This window comes from Dethiosulfatarculus sandiegensis (genome assembly GCF_000931935.2).
In the GTDB taxonomy this organism is placed as follows: domain Bacteria; phylum Desulfobacterota; class Desulfarculia; order Desulfarculales; family Desulfarculaceae; genus Dethiosulfatarculus; species Dethiosulfatarculus sandiegensis.
Map to the genome: position 1 here is coordinate 40,001 of NZ_AZAC01000010.1, position 23,542 is coordinate 63,542.

Here is a 23,542-nt window from a genome sequence, read left to right on the forward strand (position 1 = left end):
TTATTTGAGAGATCATTGCTGGCGAAACCTGCCAAGTTTTTCCTGCACCGTCCGTTTGGTCAGTGCGTCGCGTCAGCAACGAGGGGGATAATATCAGAACCAGTCTAACCGTCAAGCATAAAAAGCCATTTTTTTTTCACACTACCGCCACACGCGCTTATCCACCTTCATAATTCTAATTATAACCGTTCGTTACCTGTTTAGGCTTTTTATTTTAATCATCAAAAAAGAATTGCCCCATCCCTTGGCAAACCCTTCACAACGCGCTCATTATGATTTCTTGCCAAATTCAGGGTTTCGTTTTTTTTAGGGATCTGCATAAATAAATGTATCTGTAGGCAGGCTCCCTGTTTTCCAGGGCATAGAAATGCCGATTAAAGAAGCTGCTGAGTTCTTTTTTAAGGGTCAAGTCCTCAACCCCATGCATCAAAAGCATCATGGCTGTCCAGGAGGGCAGGGCGGCATTGGGATGCCTTTCAAATTCCAACTGCAATTTACTGAGCATACCCTCCACTTCAGCCGGATCAGGCAATCCGTGTTTCTTATGCTCTCGAAGCCATACACTACCGGTCAGTCCCAGGACATACTCCTCTGCATATGCTGCCTGGGCAATGGGAAAGCCCAACACCAGCCCCATTTTGGCGACCCGCTGTAATTCCTCTATAAAGAAGAAGCGATCATGATGAGCCACATGTTCCAGCACATCCAGGGCAACGGTGATATCCACCGAGTTGTCCGGCTGGCTGAGTCCTCCGTGTTTCAGGGATATTTTTTCGGTGTTGGCGGTAACCTGGTGTTCAGGTAAAAAAGCGGCAAAGGCGTTGTCAAAGGAACCGACATCAAGCACAGACAGCCTGCGTCCCGCTGCCAGAGAGCGGATCAGCTCCGCTGCTTTGGCAAATCGCTGATAACGATCGAACCACAGGCTGTCTGTACTCATTTAACCTCTTACTATGGTTTACTCCGGCACTACCCGGTGATGTTTCTTTTTACCTGCCCTGAGGCGTATGGAGCCGTCATCTCCGGCCATATCCAGTCCGATCAGCTGATCAAAGGCGGTGAGCCTTTCTTCTCCCACATAAGCGCCACCTTGTTTGACCAGTCTCCTGGCGTCGCTGCTGGACTTGCACAATCCGGTCTTCACGAACATCTGGAAAGCGGGCACACCCTTTCTAAGCTCCTCTTTGGAAAAGGTGCTGGTGGGGATGCCCTTCACTCCTCCGCCTCCGGAGAAGGCTGCCTCGGCCGCCTGACGCGCCTTTTTAGCCTCATCTTCACCATGAACGATCTTGGTCACCTCAAAAGCCAGCACCTGCTTGGCCTCCCTGGTGTCCGCTCCCTCCAGTTTAGCCAGTTCATCTACCTGTTCCATGGGCAGGAAGGTAAAGAGCTTCAACATGCGCACCACGTCTTCATCGGTGGTGTTCACCCAGTACTGGTAAAAGTCATAGGGAGAGGTTCTATCCGCATCCAGCCAAACCGCACCGGCTGCGGTCTTGCCCATCTTGGCTCCGGTGGAAAGGGTTACCAAAGGGAAGGTCAAACCATAGACCTGGGTGCCGAACATTCTGCGGCACAAATCCACACCGGCCACAATATTGCCCCATTGATCGTTACCGCCCATCTGCAGGCGGCAGCCAATCTCCTTACACATGTGCATAAAGTCAAAAGCCTGCAAAAGCTGGTAGTTGAACTCTATAAAAGAAAGGCCCTGCTCCTGTTCCAGGCGAAGTTTCACACTTTCGGCGGCCAACATGCGGTTGACGGAAAAATGCCTGCCAACATCGCGCAAGAACTCAATGTAGTTGAGTTTAGTCAACCATTCGGCGTTATTAAGCATAATCGCCTGGCCTTCACCAAAATCCAGGAATCTGGAGAGCTGGTTCTTAATGGCCAGTACGTTTTCTTCCAGAGTTTCATAAGTCAGGATCTTGCGCATCTCGGTCTTGCCCGAGGGGTCGCCGATCATACCGGTGCCCCCGCCCACAAGGCAAATGGGCCTGTGTCCGTTTCTTTGCAGACGCATCAGGCTCATGATCGGCAAAAGACTGCCAACATGCAGGCTGGTGGCGGTGGGGTCGAACCCGATGTATCCAATCACCTGTTCTTCTTCAAAAAGACGGCTCAACTCCGCTTCGTTGGTGCACTGCTCAACATAGCCGCGTTCCTTGTATATTTCGAACATGCTCACTTTTATAAACCCCTTAACTGAAATCTATCTGTTAATTGCATATTGTCTTAATTTCATATTCGGCTCAAGTGAAAACACCCTTGCCGGCTTATCCATGTATTAATAACAATATCGATGGAGGTGAGCAGCCCCGTTTTGTGGAAAGAATAATAATGTATCCATAACCCATCCTCCTTGCTGGAAGTTCATCCTCGCAAAGCCAAGTCAAGGCGCTCTATTTTAAGGGCCTTACCCGACTTCTTGTCTATTGTTATAAAGGCCCCCTGCAGTCGGGGGTCCTTGGTTGCGGCCTTCATGTTGTTGGGCCTTGCGGTTTTAAACCGGTAAAGCGCTGTCTCCGGATCCATGCCGATCACCGAATCATGGGGTCCGGTCATGCCCAGATCAGTCATATAGGCCGTGTGTTCATCCAATATTCTCTGGTCGGCGGTCTGCACATGGGTGTGGGTGCCGACCAAGGCGCTGACCCGTCCCTTGAGATGATAGGCCATGGCCTTTTTCTCACTGGTGGCTTCGGCATGAAAGTCCACCAATATGGTCTTTATACCAGCCAACGGCCCGTCAAGCAGTCTGTCCATGGCTTTAAAGGGGCAGTCAAGATCACCGCCATAGACCCGACCCTCCAGGTTAACCACCGCAATCCGGCTCCGGCAGGGCAAAGTCCGAATGGCATAACCACAACCCGGGGCAGGGGAGGGATAGTTAAGAGGCCTTATCACCCTGGGCTCGGTCTTGAGCACACCTACCAGATCCTTTTTTTTCCAGACATGGTTGCCGGTGGTTATTACATCCACTCCATATCCCAAAATATCTTCGGCCAGTTTGGCGCTAAGCCCAAGTCCGCCGGCAGCGTTTTCGGAATTGGCCACCACCAGGTCAAGGGACTTGGATTTTCTCAATCCGGGCAGTAGTTCCGCGAGGCACCTGCGCCCGGGCTTGGCATAGACATCACCCAGCATAAACAGCCTGATCTGGTTGGGATCCGGCTTGCCATGATTGTTGATAGAGAGTTTTTTTATAAGATCCTGAAACATAAAAAATCCGTAGACAAAAAAATAAGGGGGCCTTAAGGCCCCCTTTACAGGTACGCCTACCTGGTTATTTATTTGGCATAATCCACAGCCCGTGTCTCCCTGATCACCGTCACCTTTATCTGACCGGGATACACCATCTCATCTTCGATCTTGCGGGCCACATCCTTGGCCAGCATCAAGGCTTTGTCATCGCTGGTCTTGGCTGCTTCCAAAACGATCCTCAGTTCGCGTCCGGCCTGGATGGCAAAGGATTTGGAGACCCCTTCAAAGGAATCGGCTATGCGCTCGAGGTCTTCCAACCTCTTCACATAACTTTCCAGCATCTCCCGCCTGGCGCCTGGCCTGGCCCCGCTCAAGGCGTCCGCCGCCTGAACCAGAACATCCAGGACGCTGTTTAGGGGAACGTCTTCATGGTGAGCCTGGATCGCGTGAATAATATGGGGCTTCTCGCCATATCTCTTGGCCAGATCGGCGCCGATCACCGCATGGGGGCCTTCGATCTCATGATCAAGGGCCTTGCCGATATCATGCAAAAGACCGGCCCTCTTGGCATGTTTGGGGTTGATTCCAAGTTCACTGGCCATGGTCCCGCAAAGGAAGGCCACTTCCAGGGAGTGCTGCAACACATTCTGGGCATAGCTTGAACGGTACTTAAGGCGACCGATAATCTTGACCAGTTCCGGGTGAATGCCGTGTACACCCACATCAAAGGTCGCCTGTTCACCGGCTTCCTTGACACTGGCCTCAACCTCCTGCTGGGCCTTTTTAACCACTTCTTCAATGCGGGCCGGATGTATACGGCCGTCACTGATAAGCCGCTCCAGGGCAATACGGGCTATTTCCCTGCGCATGGGATTGAATCCGGAAAGGATGACGGCCTCTGGAGTATCGTCGATAATCAGATCTATGCCGGTGGCCGCCTCTATGGCCCTGATGTTGCGGCCTTCACGTCCAATGATCCGGCCTTTCATTTCATCAGAGGGCAGAGGAACTACACTGACCGTCTTTTCGGTTACATAATCACCGGCATAGCGCTGACAGGCGGAGGCCAGAATTTCCTGGGCCTTTTTATCGGCGCTTTCCCTGACCTCGCTTTCAATTAGACGCAGGCTCTTGGCGGCCTCATGACGCGCTTCCTGCTCTATGGCGCTGATCAACTGAGCCTTGGCCTGCTGCTGGGTCAGGCCGGCTACTTCTTCCAACACCTGCTTTTGTTTGTTTACCAACTCCTGGTACTTGGATTGGGACTTGCTGACAACCTTCTCGGCCTCGGCCAGCTTGTTTTCCCTCTTAAGGAACTCCTGTTCCCGGGACTCGAATTTAAGCGCCCGTCTATCCTGGCTTTCTTCTTTTTGGGAAAGCCTTTTTTCCCACTGGTTGAGTTCCTGACGCCTTTCCTTGGTTTGTTCCTCAAACTCCACCTTCATCTGGTAGAGCTGATCCTTTGCCTGAAGCAAGGCCTCTTTTTTGAGGGTTTCGGCCTCGCGGCGGGCGTCATCCATAATCTTCTGACTCAGTTGCTCTACAGACTGGAGCCTGGCCTTGCCCTGTTTCACGCGAATCAGGTAACCAAGCGCCAAGCCCGCCACCAGAGCAAGGATGATACCCAAAATGGCAAGGGTAAATGACATGAAACCTCCTTGTTATGCTGCAACAAGGAGTTCAAAGCCCGGAGATGCAAGTGTCTGTTTTAATTGTGAAATTCAATTAAAGCGGTAGGAGGGGGGGGGAGAAGTTTTTATCACATTCCGCATACCCCTTTGGCTTTTTGGATCTTATCCATTTTTCGCCGCTACCGTCTTTACTGTCCATGCTTCCGGCCAGGTTTTCCAAAAATCGGACACATTTAAAAAATCGGATGCGCCAACCTTTTAAATGAACCGCCAGTCACCGGAACACATACACAAAAATCATCTACTTTAACAGACTGTTGCTCTCTAATCGCCTCTGAGAGTCTTAATAAGGCCACCCCCGCCTCTGCCGTTTAGCGAGATCTTTTTTGAACCTGTATTAACAGGTGGGCCGGGCATAATCCGGTTCGGGTCCCCTAATAATTGGGGGTCCACCTCCTAAAATCAGTGGCATTCGGCCCTTTTGCGGATGTGTTGGCTCAAAATACCGCTTCGCCTTATCACGCACAGGGCAGGGGTCGCCTAGCTAACTTGCTGTCCTATTTTGTCCAGCATTCTCTCAGTCTTGGCCTCGATCTCCCGGAGTAGCTGTTCCTGCTGGTCTTTGAGCTGCAGCAGTTCGTTTGTTATATTCAAGGCAGCCAGCACGGTGGTGGCCAGCTTGGAGGTAGTGCCTGCCGAAGATTGCACTTCGATCAACCGCTCATTTAAATGAGCGGCGACTCTGTGAACATGTCCCTCTCCGGCGTCGGAGCGCAGGACATATTCGGTTCCAAGGATTTCCACCTTGACTGTGGCCACCCCCTAAATCCTACAAACTGGTTTCCAATTTTTGGACCAGCATCTCTATACGACCCCGAACCTCGGATTTCTGTTGTTTCATTTCTTCCAATTGAAGCTCCAGGTCGCTTATGGTGTTTTCCTTTTCAGATAGCCTGTTTTTAAGTTCGGCTATCTCTTCGGTTTGTGCTTCCATCTTGCCCAGAACATGTTCTATTTTCTGTTCCAGGCGCTCAAATGCAGTGACTTCCATGGGGTTACCTCATCATAGAGTCACAATAGGGTAAGGTACTATTAACGGTCAAGTTTTTTGTGCTTGAACGGTTAATTTACTCCACTGTAACACTTTTTGCCAGATTCCTTGGTTGATCTACGTCAGTTCCTCGTAAAACAGAGATATGATAGGCCAATAGCTGCAACGGAATGGTGAGTAAAACCGGGGCCAAAGTCTGGGGCGCCGCGGGAATCATGACCGCTGAGTCAGCCAATGCCAGGGCGGCGGAATTGTCTTCTTCCGTAAGGGCGATCAACTTGCCCCCCCTGGCGCTCACCTCTTGCATGTTGGATAGCACCTTTTCGAAAACATCGGTATTGTTAGCCAAAACCACCACCGGCATCTTCTCGTCTATCAAGGCGATGGGCCCATGCTTCATTTCGCCGGCCGGATAACCCTCTGCATGTATATAACTTATTTCTTTAAGTTTTAGCGCACCTTCCAAGGCTATGGGATAACAAAGTCCCCGTCCCAGATATAAAAAGTCATCAGCCTGACAATAGTCCTCTGCGATCTTTTTAATCTCTTCTTCCTTATCCAGCACCTCCTGCAAAAGACCTGGAAGTTTTATCAGATCATCAACCAGTTCAATGCCTTTTTCATCACTGACATTCCCCCTTAACCTGCCCATATGAAGAGCCAGAAGGTAAAGGGCAACCAGTTGGGTGGTAAAGGCCTTGGTCGAGGCCACTCCTATCTCCAACCCGGCGTGGGTGTATAAGGTTCCACTTGCTTCCCTGGTAAGGGAAGACCCCACCACATTGCAAATAGCCAGGGCGGTGGCGCCCTTGGAAGTTGCTTCTTTCAATGCGGCCAAGGTATCGGCAGTTTCACCGGATTGGCTTATGGCCACCACCAGGTCCTTGGGTCCCACCAGGGGGTCGCGATAGCGGAATTCAGATCCCAAATCCACTTCCACCGGTATTCTGGCCAGGCCTTCAAAAAGGAATTTACCTATCAAGCCTGCGTGGTAGCTGGTGCCGCAGGCCAGCATCACCACCCGGTCAAACGACTTGAAAACCTCATCTTCCAACCCAATATCAGGCAAAAAAACCTCCGGAGAACCGGACTTGATCCTGCCGGCCAGGGTGTCGATGATGGCCCTGGGCTGCTCAAAAATCTCTTTTTGCATGAAATGGGTGTAACCGGCTTTTTCAGCCATGGCCGGAGACCAACTGATTGTCTCCACCTTGAAATCCTTAACCAAGTCATTTTTATCAAAAATCCTGACTTGATCAGGCGTCAGTTCAATGAGGTCGTTATCTTCCAGAAATACAACCCGATTGGTATGAGCCAAAAAGGCGGGCACATCGCTGGCCAGAAAAAATTCTCCTTCTTCACCCATACCCAGCACCAAAGGCGATTCCTTGCGCGCCCCAATTATCAGATCCGGCTGGTTACGGTCCATTATAACCAGGGCATATGACCCCCTAATTCTTTGAAGGGATTTACGCACGGCCTGGTGCAGATCCATGCCCTTTTGTAAGAGATTCTCCACCAGGTGGGCGACTATCTCCGTATCAGTCTCCGAAGAAAAAGTATGTCCCTCTTCTTTTAAATCAGCCTTGATCTCAAGATAATTTTCAATGATTCCGTTGTGGATAAGGGCGACATCACCGGCTACATGGGGATGGGCATTGGTTTCACTTGGCTTTCCGTGGGTGGCCCATCTGGTGTGTCCCATACCCACACTGCCTTCAACCGGATCTTGTTTAAGCCTTTCTGCGAGCTTAACCAGTTTGCCTTCGGCTCTTCTTATCTCAAAAGAATTATCTTTGATCACAGCGAGCCCGGCCGAGTCATATCCCCTGTATTCCAGGCGGGACAACCCCTCCATAATGACATCCACCGCAGGCTTTGATCCCAAATATCCAATTATCCCGCACATTCAAGCACCTCTTCATCCTGGGGTAACATCTTTTTCTCAAGGGCCTTTAGTTCTTCAACCGAATTGATCCCCGCCACTTCCGTGGGGTCCGAACACAAGGAATAACCTACCTTCATACCTCTTTTATGCATAATTTCCACAAGGTCTGTCAGGTAATACTCATTCTGGTCATTTTCGGTTTTTAAAAGAGGTAGGTGCTTGAGCATGGTTTGGGTGCGGGCCAAATAGATTCCTGCATTGACCTGCCTGATCTTGCGCTGCTCCGGGTTCGCGTCCCTGTATTCCACTATCCTGGTCAGCTCACCATTTTCAGCGGTAACCAATCGTCCGTAATGGGCCGGATCAGAAGGCTCCATGCCCAATACAGTTAGTTCATAATTTTGGGATCTATGTTTTTCTATGAGATTAAGCAAGGTGACTTGGCTTATTCCTGGTACATCCCCGCACAAAATCAACACATCACCTTTATGATCCATGAGATCGTCCTGGGCGCAGATTACGGCGTGACCTGTTCCCAATTGCGGTTCCTGCAAAGCAAAGCCCAGATTAGGCACATCTTTGAATGCCTCTTTCACCAACTCGGCTTTATGACCCACAATAACCACTATACGGTCGGCGCCCAACTTTTGAGCCGCCTCCACAGGATAAGTCAACAGTGGTCTATTCCCCAGAGTGTGCAACACCTTGGGTAACGAAGACTTCATCCTGGTTCCCTTGCCGGCAGCCAAAATAACTACGGCAAGCTCTTCGGTGCTTGGGTTCTTTGGCATTTTAACTCTGCTTTCGACCTTGAAATGTCCCCCCGGGCCAGGTCGTAAAATAACAGCCAGGAGTTTAAAATTATAGGATATAGTAGCGCTCAACCTAAGAGTTTAGGCCACATAAAATTGTTGACAAACACCCAAACGCGGGCCATTAACACTCCCCCAAAATGCTCTTGCATTTCAGGGATCCCGAATAACGGCCCGCCGAATTACGAACCTTTCCCAAGGCGAGCAATTCGAGTCACTTGGTAAAACCGCGTTTTTGCCAAGAGACAACTGGCAAAGTCCGGGAGGGCCTTGTCAGTAAGATTAAGTGGCGCTCAACCAGATGGTTGGCGCCACTATTTTACATCAAATATGCGTTATTTACATCATTCCACCGATTGCCTGGGCAATGCCTTGCCTGAGCGGCAGATAGGCCTCCTGGAAAGTCAGGTTGGTTTGTCTGGCCGTGGAAACTATACGGGTTTGATATTTTTTCCATTGAGCCGAAGAAGCGGTTCTCTGGGAAATGGTTGTATCGCCTGTTCCCTGTTTGAGGTTGCTGTTGAACTGTTCACTCACCCCGCCTTTACTGCGCTCGGATATCTGCAGATCAGTGATAACCATGTAGGTTACAACTTTCACCAAGGCTCCGCTGATCGTCTCAGCCGCGGCCCCGGCCAATCCACCTATGACAGCTCCTTCCACTGCCCGGTCGCCACCCAAAAGGCCGCCAATGGCTGCACCGCCAAGCACACCGCCAAAACCGGCTGTCTGGGCGTTTTCCACTGCTGATTTATCGGCCTCTCCCACGCTCAGTACATTTGCCTGGAGCATGTAATGGGCCTGATTGGGATCATCCACAACCTTATATCCCCGGGCGGTCAGTGCGGCTATAACATCGCCTTGTAATTGAAAAGGCTTGTCACTGGTGTTTCTGACTTGAACAAAAACCGTTCTTTGAGCAGGAGACACCGGCTCCAGAAATATCGAAGCCGACATCTTGTTTTGAACCTGCAAATCCTTGTAGCGAAGGCCGGTATAGGTGGCGGCACAACCGGCCAACATGGCCAAGGCAGCCAAGACCGCAACCACAAACCCTATGCGAAAAATTTTTGTTTTCATGGCTCTCGATTCTCCTTTGGATCTGCCCAGAAGGCCAGAAATTGATGGATTTGCGGACTCATCTTGTAACATAGCAAACATGTAAACCATCGGCAACAACAGCACTTAAGTCATTATCTCTTTTTTCTTGACATTTTGTATATGAAGATACACTATTATGAGCACAGGCTCATAACTCGTTAAAAAGGTGGCTTCATGGTTCGCCCTCTCAATACCCGAAATATAAAGAAGATTCCTGAAAATCCCGAGTTTGGCCCCTTAAAGGGAAAGGTTAACGGAGAAGTTCTTTTGCCTTTGGAAGGTTGGGAGGCATTAAGGCTGGTTGAAGTAATCGGCATGGATCAAGCAGAGGCAAGTGAATCCATGGGGGTTTCCAGGCAAACCTTTGGCAGAATTTTGTCATCAGCCAGGAAAGCCCTGGCCACTTGTGTTGTGGGCGGTTTTAAACTCAAAATCGAAGGCGGCGTTTATCAGCTGGTAGACGATGGCCAACAACCCCCCTCGGAACCAATGCATCGTGGCAGGGGAAGAGCCCGGCGCAAAAGAAGGGGATATTGAAAAATCATGGACTTCCCCAAAAGGAGGCACAAAATGCCTGGATTTGACGGATCGGGTCCCAATGGCCAGGGTCCTCGCTCTGGTTGGGGATTAGGTAGATGCGGACCGACAGTTACTAATCCTGATGTTCCTCAGAACGATTCCACCCAGGCCGCACCACCGGCCTATTACCCCAATCGCTTCGGTGGATGGGGCAGGGGAGGAAGAGGCCCCGGCCGTGGCAGGGGCAGAGGTATGGGTAGAGGCATGGGCGGAAGGTGGGGAGGACCACCCCGTTGGTAGGCAACCTCTGAACATAGAAAAGGCCGCCCTTCGGCATAACCCGAGGGGCGGCCTTTTTATTCGGTCTTTATTTGCAAAGCCTAAGCTCAGGCAAATTTACATCTTCATCCAGGAGTCGGAATAAAGAGTGTGACCCAGGATGACACGGGCAGCCCGCACAAAAAGCTGAAGCTCTTCGCCTTCGACCTGACCGGGATCAGTAATCTCACCATCCTGGACCTTGTGCACCGTTTCCACGATATCTGCACGTTTACCCTTGGCAATGTCAAGCAGAAGCGAATCCTCATAATCCACAATACTGCTATACATTCCGGCCCTTTCCAGCATAATCATATAAGTCTGGTTCAAGGGCTCGCGCCAGGGGGTGCCGTTTGAGATATTGGAGAGTCCGTTAGTGGATTTGGCGCCCGGAGCTATATCCTGCAGCATCTCGGTAAAGGCCAGAGTAGCCATCAGCTGGGGCTGCTGGATATTGACCGGAGTGATAATCGGGTCAACATAAATCTGCTCATTGGGGATACCCGCCTCATTGGCAGCGTAAACCAATTCCACGGCCAGGCTGGCGCGCTCGTTTTCATCCCTGGGAAGGCCATCGGGACCCCACAAAAGGGCAACCATATCAGCTTTATATTTGGCCACCATGGGGAGCATTACGGTGTAACGCTCAGGACGGGCCATAACCGAGTTCACCAGGGCAGTACCCTTATGCACGGCCAGACCGGCCTCAATGGCCTCAATATTGCTGGTGTCCAGGACCAGGGGAATATCATCCACTACTTCCTGTACAGTCTTGACAACCCACTCCATCAACTCCGGACCGCCCTTACGTGCGGGTCCCAGGTTAATGTCGATGAAATCCACACCGACCTCTTTTTGTTCCAAGGCCATTTTTTGGATGGGTTCGGGGTTACGATCCTTAAAAGCCTGCCCGATGACTTTCTTGATGACGTTCAGGTTCTCACCAATACATTGCATGGGTAAACCTCTTCCATACTGAATGTTAGCGTTCCTATTTAGTCGCAATACCCTTTGAAAACAATACAGTTTTCAAAAAATCCAAATGCTTTCGATTTGCCCTAACAAGGTATCACGAATGACTGAATAAATTAACTATCAAATCGCTTGCGTTCAGACATCAGGCTGACCTTATACTGGCTCGCCCTATTTGTCCGGAGCCCATTCCTTAAGGAATTTGGCCAGATGCGCCGCTTCGCGTGGGCCAATCTGGATATTCCAACCAGGCAGCTCTTCTTCAACGTCACCGGCAATGGCAGCGGCGTACCCGGGAATAATCAAGGCCTTGTGATTTATCTTATCCTCAATGCCGATTTTCTTTACAAACATACCCACATCGTCACCACTGAACTTACCGGCGGCCCAAGCGGTCATAACAGAGAGTCCCTCTGTATCCTTGATCAAGAGCCAGGAAGGCACCCTGGAGCCTTCCATTTCACCACTGACAATAAAGTAGGTGAGTGAGAAGTTTGTGGTAATCGCCACCGGTGAATCAACGCCAGGTCCGCCGATTTCGTAAATACCCTCGGTAACGGTCATAGGCCGCTGCGGGTCTGTATATATATTCAACCGTTCAAGCAAAAGCGGGAATATGCTTTCGGCAGTCAGATCTCCCATAACAACGATACCGGCATATTTAGCTACCAGCATGCCTCCAGCCAGCACCTGTTCACCAACGGTTTCACCCATCTCAGAGGCAAAGGCAATGGTGGGGAAACCCAAAGCACGATTCTGGGCCATTAAGGCGGCCCTGCGCACTGCGACCTGGTCTTCAAACACACCGGCAAAATCCCTGGCTCCGGTATCGATCACCAAGTCCTTGTAGCCTGCTTCGGAGAGCTCGGTGGTCAATTCCATAACCTCATCCATATCCACGCCTTTAACCACTAGGGGACAGCCGTTCTCAGCGCCTATGGGGGCCATTTTATCTGCATTGGCGTTTGTCACCGCATAGATCAAAGGCTTGGTGTCAGCCACAGCCGTGACCACAGGGGCCATGATCTCTGGGTCCTCGCAACCCAGGATAAGTGAAAAACTGCTGTTTTCCACCACTGCCTTGGCTGCGGCTTCGAACTTGGCGGCATCGCCGGATTCGCATTTAACAAAGGCCAGTTCAGGCCTTAAATTCACTCCAACACGCTCCCACTGGAATTTTTCCCAGGTCTTTACTTTTTCGGCTATATCCTCATCAGTATCCTTGATGGTGCCGGCAAATGGGCAAGGATTGAAAAATGTTTTTTCGTGCCTGAACAAAACCGTTTCTCCACCGGTTTTGACGGCCGTATCGCCGTAGCCGAAAGCCACCGGGCGAATAGGAGGAGCGCTAGCTTCTGAAAGTTTCTCCCGTGACTCGTCCGAGACGTAGGGGCAGCTGTCCAGCTCGGCCTTACCGGCAGCCAAATTCATGGCAAAAGCCAGGCAGGTTGGCACCCCGCACTCCCCGCAGTTGGTTTTAGGGAGCATCTTGAAAATTTGAATGCCTGTTAGGGCCATGTTATCTTCCTTCCCTTTTTTTCCCTGGAAGCCAAAGCGTAAATAGTCAAATTATGGGGCCCCCGGGCCGGGGGGCCCCGTCATTAATTAACCCACAATGGGATCCATGGATACAGCCGGGTGTCCCACCTTTTCCAGGTGTTCCATAACACCGGCTTCGTCAATGGCAATGGTCTCATCACAAATCTTGTCGATCAGATCCGGATGGCCGAGTTCCTCACCTCTGCGGATGAGCTGCTCTCTCAACTCTTCCTTCAAGGATTTGGGCATCCACACCATGCGCAAGAGGCCACCGTCGCCGGCGATGAACTTACGCTGAATAACGTTGTATTTGGAGTGTCCCACAAAACCGGGGGAAGACTGTCCACCGCCCATGACACCGGCCAGAGTGGTGAATTTCATACCGCAGGGAGTCTCGCCCGTGTAGTCGCGATGCACGGTCATGACACCGTTGCAAGCCGGCAACACGGCGGCGATGCACTCGCAGCAGCCGCAGGTTGTCATGGGATCATTCACTATGCTGTAGAAGTTATAGTGGGTGATCTTCTGACGGCTGGCTTTAAAGACAAAGTCGTTGCAGCCCTTCCACTGGCCCAGGACCGGGTCGATGACCTCGCCCTTTTCAATGGGCTGGTTGGGGCCGGTGGGGTTTATCTCATAACTGGCCTTGCAGTCAAACCAGTTGTAAGCACCGCAAAGTCCGGTGCGCTCGGGGCTGACCACGCAAACGTGGCTGGGGGCAAAAGACTGGCAAAGAGTGCAGGAGTAGTAGATTTCCACACTCTCATCGGTCATGCTCTCCACACGTTCATCGCGAGTCTTGTAAACGGCTCTTGCGTTTTCAGTATGTTTCTTAACATCCTCTTCCTTGGTGTAGAGAATAACCTCGACCTTGTCCAGGATGTTTCCGAAATCTTTGTGGAACATATCGTGCAGAATCTGGCCGATATGTTTGATCTTGAAGCCTTTGTCCACGGCCGGGCGGCCGGTGCGGATCCAGGCGATGTCGCGCTGGCCGATATGCATGACGCCCTGGGCGTAGTTCACCAGGTGGTGAATCTGGCGCTCGAGGATGGGCTCGAAGTCGGGCTGCATCTTGCGCCCGGCCACCTTGACCAAAATGCCAAGGGGAAGGCGGCCGCCTTTTTCGCCCAAATCGTCGATCTCGGGACCGACGACCGTGATCTTGTTATCCTCGATCTCGTCCATTTCGGTCATTTCCACCAGCTCGGTGCACTGGGTCTTGCCGCCGCCCATCTCCACAAAAAGATCGTCTTTACGGATACGCTCGCCTTCAAAGGCGGCACCGTAGCTCAAGGGGATGTCCACCTTGGTGACAATGGTCTTGAGGCCGCGGACTTCCACGGATTTCTGGCAGATTTCGTCGAGAGGTATATCACCGACCACGTGCTCGTAGGTGCAGACACCGGTGGGCAGGATCTCGGGAATATCCGTATCTGCGATGGTGGGGAAGCCCCAGTTGACGCAGCCCGCCGCGTTGGCGGCCCATTCGGCGTTCACTTCGCCCAAGGCGTTGACAAAGGCGAAGATACGGTCTTTGTTGTATTTCAGCATGGCCTTGTAGTTGCCGGGCTCAATACCGCCAAAGGCCATACCGGCGCGGTTGGCGAAACCAAGGGCAAAGACCGCGGCTGAAATATCCGGACCAAAGGGGACCAGACGGGTGCCCCAACCAACCTGAACACCGGCTTCAATCAACTGCTCGGTGAAGGTGGTGCCGGACTGGTTGGCTGCCATGAACACGTAAAGACTGCGCCGCTGGTATTCCTCGGCGATCTCTTTGGCGATCTCCTTGTTGGGAGCTGCACCCACGATGGCGGCGAATCCGGGAGCCGAACCGTCCACGAACTCCACACCGCGTTTACGCATTACCGTATCGTCGGCTGCGCCGAGCCAGATTTTGCCTTTATCGATGTCCACATTTTCACTGGGCAGGTAGAAATCCGGGTCATCCACGTAGCGGATGGCTTCCACGATTTCCTCTGCAAACAAAGCCGACATACCGGCGTCGAGCAGGGGTCCCAGGTAGGGAAGATGGTTGAAGTTCTTTACGTGCGGGGGCAAAAGTTTACGCGCGATCTCAAGGGGCCTTTTGGCTGAGGCCAGGTCCTTGACCGGTATTCCCAAAAGGGAATAGATGATCGGCAGAAAATAAGCGGTGTTGGGGAACTCAAGTTTCTGCTCAGGCCCATACTGTTCGACAGCACGGTTGTATATACCTTCCGCTTTGGAGACGATGTTGTACGCCCCTTGGATAGCGGCGAATGCTACCATTTTGGACATGATTAATTATCCCCCTTTCTTAGAGGAAGTTGTACATTTCTAAGCGGCGTCCAACTCACGGCGGGCGGCCATGTCGACCAAAACGCGCTCTTTGCCCTTATCCAGGCCAAGAGCTTTACGTTTCTTGTCGATATGCTGGATCATCTTGCGAGCATGCTCATAAGGATCCACTTCCAGATCCCACATACCGCCGTAGATATCTTCCAGTTCCTCAAAGAGGTATTTCTGGAACCTGGGGGCTCCGGTAACGGGCAGGCCCACACCAAAGACGGTGTAAACACCGCTGACCACGAAGTAGTGGCCGATGCTGATGGCCTTCTCACTCATCCACTCGGGCGCGCTGCCGGCCACGGGAAGATCGCTGATGTCCTTGCCCAGGCCGCCGGCCTTGACCACCTCGGAGGCAGCCAAGAGAATTCGGCTGTTATCCACGCAGGATCCCATATGCAGGACGGGCGGTATACCCACTGTCTCGCAGACCTCGGCCAGTCCAGCTCCGCAATAGACCTTGGCAGCCTCGGGAGTCAACAGTCCGGCCTTGCCGCAGGCCATGGCGTTGCAACCTGTGGTCAGGACGATGACGTCGTTTTTCAAGAGTTCCTTGACCACGATGAGGTGCCCCTCGTCGTGGGTGGTGCGGGCGTTGTTGCAGCCAACCACTCCGGCGATTCCCCGGATACGGCCGTTGATGATGTTGTCATTCAAGGGCACGTAAGAACCGCGGAAGGTTCCGCCCAGGTGGTACTTGACGGCTTCCTGAGAGAATCCGACCACCATCTGCTCTTTTTCATTGGGGATAATCGGCTGGGCCCGGCGATTGGGGAAATTTTCGATGGCTGTGCGGACGATTTTCTTGGCGTCTTCAAGAGCGGAGTGCTCATCAAACTCAATATGAATCGTCTCGCCGGATTCAATCATGGCCCGGGGGTTGGTGGTGATGAGCTTGGTGTGGTAGCACATGGCCACATTGGCCACACTCTCCATGATGCACTGTACGTCCACCACCATGGCGTCGACCGCACCGGTCACGATGGCCAGTTCCTGCTGCAGGTAGTTACCGGCAATGGGAAGGCCGTGACGCATCAGAATCTCGTTGGCTGTGCAGCACATGCCGGCCAGCACAATACCCTTGGCGCCTTTTTCCTCGGCCAGCTTGAGCAGCTCGGGATCCTGGGAGGCAACCACTATCATCTCGGACAAAAGAGGCTCATGGCCGTGAACGATCACGTTTACGTGGTCTTCCTTCATCACGCCCAGGTTGATCTCACCCTGCACGGGGTAGGGGGTGCCGAACAGGATGTCCTGCAGGTCGGTGGCCAGCATGGATCCGCCCCAGCCGTCGGCGATAGCCGCGCGGGAACCCTGCTTGATCAGGTTTCTATAGTCCTGGTCAACGCCCATGTGGGTGCGGTGCATGATCTCGACGATCTCGCGGTCGATACCCCTGGGCATGACGTCGAGATCGCGCCACAGCTGAATTCTGGCCTCGGGAGCCTGCAGGACCGGCACAACTTCGCCTTCCTGCTGTCCCCACTGGGCCAGGGCCAATTCGCCCACATCTGTGGCTATATCGTATATATCTCTGTCCTCCTGGACTTTCTGGCCGTCTTCGCCCTCCACCATGACAGAGGTGGGAACGTTGCAGTATTTAGCAACTTCCAGGAGTTTTTCAGTGTCTTTTATGGTGTAATCATCGGTTTCCTTACGGGCGGCCGCCAGGAAAGTTTCGGCCACGCCGCGACCGTGGTCACTGTGAGCGGCAGCGCCGCCTGCAACCATACGGATGAAGTTACGGGCTGCGATTGTTTCAGGTGTGGCGCCGCAAAGTCCCATGCGGGTGTCCTTGCCCTCAATACCCTTTTTGGGCAAAGGTAAGCGGCAAGGTCCCTGGGAACAGTTTTTGCAACATGTGCCCTGTTCACCAATATTACAAGGTTTCAGGGTCAGGGCCCGATCGAAGATGGTCTCCACCTCATCGTTGTGGGCCTTGATAATCATCTGCTGAGTTGCCGGATCTACGCTAGCCGCGTAGGGGTCTGCCTTCTTGGCGGTCTTGGCTTTCGCCTTTATCTCATCTGCTGCCATCAGAGGTTCCTCCTCTCTGTTCCAGCTTTATTTGTCGTAGCTGCGTTCCAAATCCCGGATACATCATCTACAACTTTGCCCCAATTATTTGAGCGTTCCGTTTCCCCTCAGTTTCCAGCGATCCAAAGTCCGTATTATGTAATCCGCATTCGGACCTGCTGTACCGGGTAAACGGTATTCACCAAATTCCTGCTGCTTTTTTTTCTTCTTGGCACCCTTGCCATGCTCCACCATGAGAGGTTCCTCCTCCTTGTTTTATTCACTGGCGACTTTTGGCCACCACTATATGGTTCACAGACTGGGCACGGTTATTCACAACCATTTTCGTGCCCGGCTCGCATCCCTGGGAGTAACTCTTACTTTGCCGGACGCAGCGGACTGGTGCTCAAAAAACCAAATGCCTTTTGATCACAGGTTTAAGCTGCCGCAGCTACCTGTCTCGATTACTTGGGCAGATAACCGTCGCCCCGTAATCTCCAACGAGTTAAAGATTTTTCCACAAAGGCGGCTTCGGGACCGGCAAATCCTTCAGCACGGTATTCGCCGTATTCAACATCTTCATCTTCGTCAGAGGCGTGCTGCGCCTCTTCCTGCAACCGCTGCATGTGAGCCTCTCGGCGTTGCCTGCGCAGAGTGGCCAAATCATCAGCTTCCTTGGCCTTGCGCTCTTCCCGCTCTTTTTTCTCGGCTTCGGCTTTAGCCTTGGCTTCAGCCTCGGCTTTTGCCTTAGCCTCGGCCTCGGCTTTAGCTTTGGCCTCAGCGTCGGCTTTAGCTTTGGCCTCAGCGTCGGCTTTAGCCTTGGCTTCAGCTGCGACCTTTGCCTTGGCATCGGCTTCGGCTTTTGCCTTGGCGTCTACCTCAGGTTCGGGCTTGGCCTCGACCTTGGGTTCGGGCTTGGCTTCAGCCTTGGTTTCTGGTTTTGCTTCGGCCTTGGGCGCCTGAGGTGCAGCCGGCTTGGCAGCGGGAGCCGCGGCAGGTTTCGGAGCTGTTGCGGGCTTGGCTGCTCCAGCGGCCAAGGCTGCCACTTTGGGCCTATCTACAGCCGCCTTTTCAGCGGCGGCGGCCCTGGCAGTCCACATTTTGTCCAAATAGCCCTTAACCAGCTTCAATGCCTCGGGGTGACGCATTATCAAAACGTCACTTCCGGCCAGAAGATAGGAAACCGCACCAGCGGCCTCCATGAGGTAACCGCGCTTTGAGTTATCGCCAAAGCCCTCGGAATCCTCGCCTTCCAACTTGGCTTCCTTGGACTTCCAAATTTCGTTGCCCAGGTTGTTGATCAAGGGCAAAACCAGCTTATCGTCTTCCTGGACCAGAGCGGCCATGCGAATACGTTCCATAACCGAGTAGGAATACTCAAGGCCGTATCCCAAACCACCAGTTGTGGGGTCGATTATGATGCGTTCCATGGGAACGCCCAGGTTACCCAGGAGGATGTTCAGCTGTTTTGCCAAGTTAACATCGATTGGTGAACTGGCTATGATGGAATGACCAAAACCAAGAGCGGCTGCGCCCACGGCCTTGTGGTTGTCTTCGTCCACCGGTCCCAGCATGATGTTTTTGCCCTCAAAATCCTCAGCGATCTTTTTGAGCACCTCAGCATCTTTGTTGGCATTGGCAGATCCCCAGACCAGAACCGGAACGTTAACCGCATCCAGAACTTTACCAACTGCCTCGCTGGCTTTTTCGGGCGGAGCGTCTTCGCCGTTGGGGTCGGTGGATTTCAACTGCAGCACGATAGCCTGTGCGCCGAATTCTTCCACGCACTTCTTGGCCCAGGCCCCACAGTCCGACCACACATCGGAAAATTGCTCAGCGCACGCGCTCGGCCAATCATCAGGCTCCATATCCCAGACTTCCATGGCGAGCAGAGGGCGATTTGGCATTACGCCCTCGAAGGTATGGAATGGATATGATGTTTCTCCGCCGACGGTTACCTGATTTCCGTCCTGGCCGAGGGGAACCTCCATGATACTTCCAGAGTAGGAAACCTTGGTTAGTTCAAAGGGCACTAGAACTCCCTCCCTCTAAATAAAGAGGCCTATAAACCTCTGTTTACGAATCTCCGCCATAACCGTTCGACACATCCGCCATAAACCACGTACGGATGTCTTCCCTATCGAACTAGTTGTGCGTATTTCTTCCACAAATCTTAGTATCTCTTAAATTATAATGCCCTTTAGATCACTCATGATACGGGGCATCGTTGAAACTAGTATAGATAATCACAAGTGTCAATAAAAAAAGGACACTAAAAACAACGTGTTTAGTTGTGGTTTTTACTGACTTATTGGGACGAAACTGTTTTTTCGAACACCTCAAAAGCCCTTTTAACCACAGGATTATCCAGGGGAAGCCGGGAAGTTGGTTCCCCGGCCAAATCCTGGGAAGCCAAATCCTCATCATCCGGCAATATACCGGCCAATTCGAGACCCATCTCCTTGACGGCGTCCAAAAGGGCCTGGGGGGGTTCGTTCCTGACCATGGATAAAACCAGGTGGCATGGTCCGGTCAGCACCCCCATTTCCACAGCCAGATCCCTGATCCTTGCCGCCGCTGTGAGACTTCTTCTGCTGGGATCACTTATGACAAATAGCATTTCAACTTTTTTAGTCGTAATCCTGCTGATATGCTCCATACCGGCTTCATTGTCGACAACGATATATTTATAATTATCTGAAAGAGCATCCAAAGAGGCCGTGAGCAGGTTATTGGCTGCGCAATAACAACCGGACCCTTCAGGACGCCCCATGGCTATCAGATCAAATCCCTTTTCTTCGACCAGGCACTGGTTAACCCGCATTTCAATGAAAAGGTCTTTGGTCATACCCATGCTTTGCCCTTTTTTCATCTCCTCCCTGGCGTCACCAAGGGTCAAGGGCAATTCCAGTCCCAGAACTTCGTTTAAATTAGTATTGGAATCGGCGTCTACGGCGAGTACAGGAGTCTCGCCTTTCTCCACCAGATAACGGACCAACAAGCCAGCCAGAGTGGTTTTTCCAACCCCGCCTTTGCCAGCGACTGCAATGGTAAAGGACATGTAATCCTCCTGGATTAAATTCTATTTTCGCAGGACAAATAGGGTATGTTAACCAAAACGGCATGTCAAGAGGCTTGCAATGTGCCATGAGTACTAACTAATATGAAGTTTGGACAAACCATTGGGAAACCACCTTCTCAGCCGAAAAACGTCGTAATATGTAAGTATAGCTGATAATCAACCATTACTTGTTACTTTTTTCTCAAAGCATTTTGCTGCTGTATATACCCCTAGTGAATTTTATTACAAGGTTTTTATTGTTAAATCGAGGAAAAATTGATCAAAGAAAACACATGGAACCAAATAGAAATAATATTATCAGAAGCTATACCGGAAAAAGAATATGATATTTGGCTCAGACCGTTATCCGGCCAGGTCATGGATAATAAGCTAATTATCACCGCTCCCAACCGTTTTTTCTGTCAACGGATAAACGATCATTACAAGGGTGTAATTACTAAGGCATGCGAGCATATATATAATAAAAAGATGGATATTGAATTTAAAATCGATTTAAACGGGAATTTTTCGAACCATGCCCACCTCCAGAATCAACATTATTCAGAATTCATATTTAAACCATTTAACGATAGATATATTTTTTCCTCATTCATAGTAGGACCCAGTAATGAACTTGCCTATGCAGCTTGTCACGCAGCGGCTAATAATCCAGGAATTCTATATAATCCATTATTTATTTTTGGTGACTCCGGTCTGGGGAAAACACACCTGCTTACTGCGGTGGGACACTTTTTGAAACAGCACAAACCACTTGTTAAGACTTGCTATAACACAATTGAATCATTTACAAATGAGCTGAACCAAGCCATCGTTGGGGATACTCTGAACAGGTTTCGTAATAAATACCGTAAACTCGATTGTCTTTTGCTTGATGATATCCAATTGCTGGCGGGAAACGATCGCACCCAAGAAGAACTTTTCCATACTTTCAATGCGCTGTACGACAACGGAAAACAGATAATAGTCACCAGTGACAAAAAACCAAAGGACATTCCTTCCTTGGAAAAAAGACTCCGCACCAGGTTCGAATGGGGTCTGTTGGCAGACCTGCAACTACCGGAGGAAGAAACCAGAGTCTCAATTGTCCAGGAAAAATCCAAACAAATGGGCTTGCCCCTTAGCAAGAGTGCGGCTCTTTATCTGGCCAAACAACCGGAAAGCAGCATCAGGGTTTTAGAAGGTTATTTAACCAGAATACAAGCTGTTAGCCGGTTAAAAAACCTGGAGCCCACTCTGGAGCTGGTAAGAACGGTAATAAAGCCTCTTGTAGATCAAAACCCAATAGCACCTGAAGATGTTTTGCGAGTTGTTTCATCTCATTTTGCAGTGAAAGTGGCGGACTTGAAAAGTAAAAAGAAAACCAGGGACATAACCTTACCCAGACAGATCGCTATGTATCTTATTCGAAAACTGACCGGAGCCTCCTTCCCCGAAATTGGCCGCATCATGGGTGGCAAAGATCATTCTACAGTTGTTAAAGGTGTGAAAAAAATAGAAATTTTAATTGCAAACGACTCTGAAACAAATGAAAAAATTATGCTGGTGGAAAAAGCTCTGCTCGGCAGAGACTCTTTTTGACCTGTCGGTGGAAAAAACAGGCTGTTTAAGCAAGATGCTTAAAAACCTGTTGAGGTTCCGACAGATTTGGTTAATAATTCAGTAAGAAAATTAAGCTTAGATTTAAAAGAGTTAGATGACTTTTCAACTTTTCACCACTCTTTATGATTATGGATTATTTTATCTGATTAATATATTAAAGAAATAAAAGAGCCGAAAAACAACAAAGCGGCCGTCTTCTGTACCAAGGTCACAAAGACTGAAAGCATGCAGGATCAGAGGCCCTTTCCAAATCAAAAAGAGAACTTTACTTTAAACTGAAGCCCATCCAGGAGAAATCACTATGGAATTTTCTGTTCGCAAAGAAGATCTGGTCAAGGGACTAGCCAGATCTCAAGCTGTAGTTGAAAAGAGAACAGCTATGCCGATCCTCTCTAACGTTCTTTTGGACGCCAGAGAGGACAAGATAATCATGAGGGCTTCCGATCTTGAGACCAGTTTTGAAGGATCCTATCCGGCCAGGGTTCAAACCCAGGGCAGCACCACGGTGCCGGCCCGAAAACTTTTCGAGATAGTAAAGGAGCTTCCCGCCGAAGAGATCTATCTCAAAGAAAAAGAAAATTCCTATCTGCATATCTCCGGCGCCCGGGCCAATTTTGAACTGGTGGGTATAGCCGCCGATGAATTTCCCGCCTTCCCGGAAGTCACAGATGCCTTTGAACTCACTGTAGAGGCCAAAATCCTGCAAGAGGCCATTGAAAAAACAATGTTTGCCATTAGTCAGGAAGACACCAGATTCAATTTGGCCGGCCTGTATGTGGAAAAATTCCAAATGCCGGATGGACCGGCCCTGAGATGCGTAGCCACAGATGGACACCGTCTGTCCCTGATTGACAAGCAAGTAGACGGCATGGAGGAATTCGGACTTAGCAAAGGCGTCATTATCCCGCGTAAAGGTGTCAGTGAAATTAGAAAGCTTTGCGAAGAGGGTGGGGATATTGTCCTTGGTCTAAGTAAAGAAAGCGCATACGTGAGTAAAAACGAAGTAAAATTAATCTTGCGCATGCAAGAAGGCGCTTTCCCTGACTATGAAGTGGTTATTCCTAAAAATACCCAGAATAAAGCATTCGTCAATAGACAAGCCTTTAGTGACGTCTTGAAAAGGGTTGCTTTATTGGCTACCGATCGTTTTCAGGGAGTAGCCTTGGAGTTCAAGGAAGGATTGCTTGAAGTTCAAAGCCAGAATCCGGAACTAGGCAAAGCCAGCGAATCATTGGAAATGGACTATGATGGGGCAACTCTCAAGGTTGGCTTTAACGCCAAATATTTTTTGGATATTTGCAATGCCATGAAGTCCGAAGAAATTTCCCTTGCCTTTATTGATGAACAAAACCCTTGTTTAGTATCAGGCGAAGGGGATCCAGGATACCTTAGCGTGGTTATGCCGATGAGGCTTTAAGACTTTTAAAAATATCTCTATATAGTATAGATACAACAAGGCCGGGTTGAGTAAGTCTC

The 23,542-nt window shown here is 50.8% G+C and carries 19 protein-coding genes and 1 other RNA gene; 3 read left to right on the plus strand and 17 right to left on the minus strand.

All coding sequences use genetic code 11. The features are described from left to right. Positions 1 to 289: 289 nt before the first annotated feature. The 10 genes from X474_RS06870 to X474_RS06910 form a co-directional block, all read right to left on the minus strand. Positions 290 to 940, minus strand: coding sequence for a class I SAM-dependent methyltransferase (locus X474_RS06870; RefSeq protein WP_044347724.1), 651 nt, complete (start codon positions 938 to 940; stop codon positions 290 to 292). Between the two features lie 18 nt (positions 941 to 958). Further along, positions 959 to 2,191, minus strand: a complete 1,233-nt coding sequence (gene tyrS, locus X474_RS06875; protein WP_044347725.1) for a tyrosine--tRNA ligase — start codon at positions 2,189 to 2,191, stop codon at positions 959 to 961. Between the two features lie 185 nt (positions 2,192 to 2,376). Then, positions 2,377 to 3,225: a TIGR00282 family metallophosphoesterase gene (locus tag X474_RS06880; protein ID WP_197282010.1), complete on the minus strand. Its 849-nt coding sequence runs from the start codon at positions 3,223 to 3,225 to the stop codon at positions 2,377 to 2,379. Positions 3,226 to 3,293: 68 nt separating this feature from the next. Beyond that, complete coding sequence (gene rny / locus X474_RS06885; RefSeq protein WP_044347726.1) at positions 3,294 to 4,856, minus strand: ribonuclease Y; 1,563 nt, start codon at positions 4,854 to 4,856, stop codon at positions 3,294 to 3,296. A gap of 333 nt (positions 4,857 to 5,189) precedes the next feature. After that, positions 5,190 to 5,377: non-coding RNA, 6S RNA (ssrS, locus tag X474_RS25520), on the minus strand. 1 nt (position 5,378) lies between these two features. Next, positions 5,379 to 5,657 (minus strand): cell division protein ZapA, encoded by a 279-nt coding sequence (locus X474_RS06890; protein WP_044347727.1) that lies wholly within the window; start codon positions 5,655 to 5,657, stop codon positions 5,379 to 5,381. Between the two features lie 10 nt (positions 5,658 to 5,667). After that, positions 5,668 to 5,889 (minus strand): cell division protein ZapB, encoded by a 222-nt coding sequence (gene zapB, locus X474_RS06895; RefSeq protein WP_044347728.1) that lies wholly within the window; start codon positions 5,887 to 5,889, stop codon positions 5,668 to 5,670. Between the two features lie 76 nt (positions 5,890 to 5,965). Next, positions 5,966 to 7,798 (minus strand): glutamine--fructose-6-phosphate transaminase (isomerizing), encoded by a 1,833-nt coding sequence (gene glmS / locus X474_RS06900; RefSeq protein WP_044347729.1) that lies wholly within the window; start codon positions 7,796 to 7,798, stop codon positions 5,966 to 5,968. Next, complete coding sequence (locus X474_RS06905; RefSeq protein ID WP_044347730.1) at positions 7,786 to 8,568, minus strand: sugar phosphate nucleotidyltransferase; 783 nt, start codon at positions 8,566 to 8,568, stop codon at positions 7,786 to 7,788. The genes glmS and X474_RS06905 overlap by 13 nt, the downstream gene beginning before the upstream one ends. Before the next feature lie 360 nt (positions 8,569 to 8,928). Then, positions 8,929 to 9,669 carry a complement resistance protein TraT gene (locus X474_RS06910; RefSeq protein ID WP_044347732.1) on the minus strand — a complete coding sequence of 247 codons (741 nt, stop codon included), beginning with the start codon at positions 9,667 to 9,669 and terminating at the stop codon, positions 8,929 to 8,931. Positions 9,670 to 9,864: 195 nt separating this feature from the next. On the opposite strand from X474_RS06910, the gene X474_RS06915 reads away from it, so the two are divergent. Further along, on the plus strand, positions 9,865 to 10,227 hold the full coding sequence (locus X474_RS06915; protein WP_044347734.1) for a DUF134 domain-containing protein: 363 nt from the start codon (positions 9,865 to 9,867) through the stop codon (positions 10,225 to 10,227). Positions 10,228 to 10,605: 378 nt separating this feature from the next. Here the strand turns inward: X474_RS06915 and X474_RS06925 are convergent, their stop codons facing one another. The 7 genes from X474_RS06925 to X474_RS06950 form a co-directional block, all read right to left on the minus strand. Further along, positions 10,606 to 11,484 carry a dihydropteroate synthase gene (locus tag X474_RS06925; protein ID WP_044347736.1) on the minus strand — a complete coding sequence of 293 codons (879 nt, stop codon included), beginning with the start codon at positions 11,482 to 11,484 and terminating at the stop codon, positions 10,606 to 10,608. Positions 11,485 to 11,670: 186 nt separating this feature from the next. Continuing rightward, positions 11,671 to 13,017, minus strand: coding sequence for an acetyl-CoA decarbonylase/synthase complex subunit gamma (gene acsC, locus X474_RS06930; protein ID WP_044347737.1), 1,347 nt, complete (start codon positions 13,015 to 13,017; stop codon positions 11,671 to 11,673). Between the two features lie 87 nt (positions 13,018 to 13,104). Further along, positions 13,105 to 15,321 carry an acetyl-CoA decarbonylase/synthase complex subunit alpha/beta gene (gene acsB / locus X474_RS06935; protein WP_044347738.1) on the minus strand — a complete coding sequence of 739 codons (2,217 nt, stop codon included), beginning with the start codon at positions 15,319 to 15,321 and terminating at the stop codon, positions 13,105 to 13,107. Between the two features lie 39 nt (positions 15,322 to 15,360). Beyond that, positions 15,361 to 17,406, minus strand: a complete 2,046-nt coding sequence (gene cooS / locus X474_RS06940; RefSeq protein ID WP_044347739.1) for an anaerobic carbon-monoxide dehydrogenase catalytic subunit — start codon at positions 17,404 to 17,406, stop codon at positions 15,361 to 15,363. A gap of 84 nt (positions 17,407 to 17,490) precedes the next feature. After that, on the minus strand, positions 17,491 to 17,640 hold the full coding sequence (locus tag X474_RS26040; protein ID WP_156360659.1) for a hypothetical protein: 150 nt from the start codon (positions 17,638 to 17,640) through the stop codon (positions 17,491 to 17,493). Positions 17,641 to 17,849: 209 nt separating this feature from the next. Beyond that, a complete protein-coding gene (locus X474_RS06945) occupies positions 17,850 to 19,418 on the minus strand; it encodes an acetyl-CoA decarbonylase/synthase complex subunit delta (protein WP_044347740.1) in 1,569 nt (522 codons plus the stop codon). Positions 19,419 to 19,693: 275 nt separating this feature from the next. Further along, complete coding sequence (locus tag X474_RS06950; protein WP_044347741.1) at positions 19,694 to 20,446, minus strand: ATP-binding protein; 753 nt, start codon at positions 20,444 to 20,446, stop codon at positions 19,694 to 19,696. A gap of 276 nt (positions 20,447 to 20,722) precedes the next feature. Between X474_RS06950 and dnaA the strand changes: the two genes are divergently transcribed. Together dnaA and dnaN are read left to right on the plus strand one after the other, a co-directional pair. Then, the gene (gene dnaA, locus X474_RS06955) at positions 20,723 to 22,045 is read left to right on the plus strand and encodes a chromosomal replication initiator protein DnaA (RefSeq protein WP_052514957.1); all 1,323 of its coding nucleotides are present in this window, start codon (positions 20,723 to 20,725) and stop codon (positions 22,043 to 22,045) included. A gap of 322 nt (positions 22,046 to 22,367) precedes the next feature. Beyond that, positions 22,368 to 23,483: a DNA polymerase III subunit beta gene (dnaN, locus tag X474_RS06960; RefSeq protein WP_044347744.1), complete on the plus strand. Its 1,116-nt coding sequence runs from the start codon at positions 22,368 to 22,370 to the stop codon at positions 23,481 to 23,483. The last annotated feature ends 59 nt before the right edge of the window (positions 23,484 to 23,542 follow it).

What these genes read in the sequence shown, in the direction of transcription:
- X474_RS06880 (WP_197282010.1), bottom strand. Translation starts at nt 3,225, where the DNA reads ATGTTTCAGGATCTTATAAAAAAACTCTCTATCAACAATCATGGCAAG.
- X474_RS06905 (WP_044347730.1), bottom strand. Translation starts at nt 8,568, where the DNA reads ATGCCAAAGAACCCAAGCACCGAAGAGCTTGCCGTAGTTATTTTGGCT.
- acsB (WP_044347738.1), bottom strand. Translation starts at nt 15,321, where the DNA reads ATGTCCAAAATGGTAGCATTCGCCGCTATCCAAGGGGCGTACAACATC.
- X474_RS26040 (WP_156360659.1), bottom strand. Translation starts at nt 17,640, where the DNA reads ATGGTGGAGCATGGCAAGGGTGCCAAGAAGAAAAAAAAGCAGCAGGAA.
- acsC (WP_044347737.1), bottom strand. Translation starts at nt 13,017, where the DNA reads ATGGCCCTAACAGGCATTCAAATTTTCAAGATGCTCCCTAAAACCAAC.
- X474_RS06910 (WP_044347732.1), bottom strand. Translation starts at nt 9,669, where the DNA reads ATGAAAACAAAAATTTTTCGCATAGGGTTTGTGGTTGCGGTCTTGGCT.
- zapB (WP_044347728.1), bottom strand. Translation starts at nt 5,889, where the DNA reads ATGGAAGTCACTGCATTTGAGCGCCTGGAACAGAAAATAGAACATGTT.
- glmS (WP_044347729.1), bottom strand. Translation starts at nt 7,798, where the DNA reads ATGTGCGGGATAATTGGATATTTGGGATCAAAGCCTGCGGTGGATGTC.
- dnaN (WP_044347744.1), top strand. Translation starts at nt 22,368, where the DNA reads ATGGAATTTTCTGTTCGCAAAGAAGATCTGGTCAAGGGACTAGCCAGA.
- cooS (WP_044347739.1), bottom strand. Translation starts at nt 17,406, where the DNA reads ATGGCAGCAGATGAGATAAAGGCGAAAGCCAAGACCGCCAAGAAGGCA.
- X474_RS06870 (WP_044347724.1), bottom strand. Translation starts at nt 940, where the DNA reads ATGAGTACAGACAGCCTGTGGTTCGATCGTTATCAGCGATTTGCCAAA.
- rny (WP_044347726.1), bottom strand. Translation starts at nt 4,856, where the DNA reads ATGTCATTTACCCTTGCCATTTTGGGTATCATCCTTGCTCTGGTGGCG.
- X474_RS06950 (WP_044347741.1), bottom strand. Translation starts at nt 20,446, where the DNA reads ATGTCCTTTACCATTGCAGTCGCTGGCAAAGGCGGGGTTGGAAAAACC.
- X474_RS06925 (WP_044347736.1), bottom strand. Translation starts at nt 11,484, where the DNA reads ATGCAATGTATTGGTGAGAACCTGAACGTCATCAAGAAAGTCATCGGG.
- X474_RS06915 (WP_044347734.1), top strand. Translation starts at nt 9,865, where the DNA reads ATGGTTCGCCCTCTCAATACCCGAAATATAAAGAAGATTCCTGAAAAT.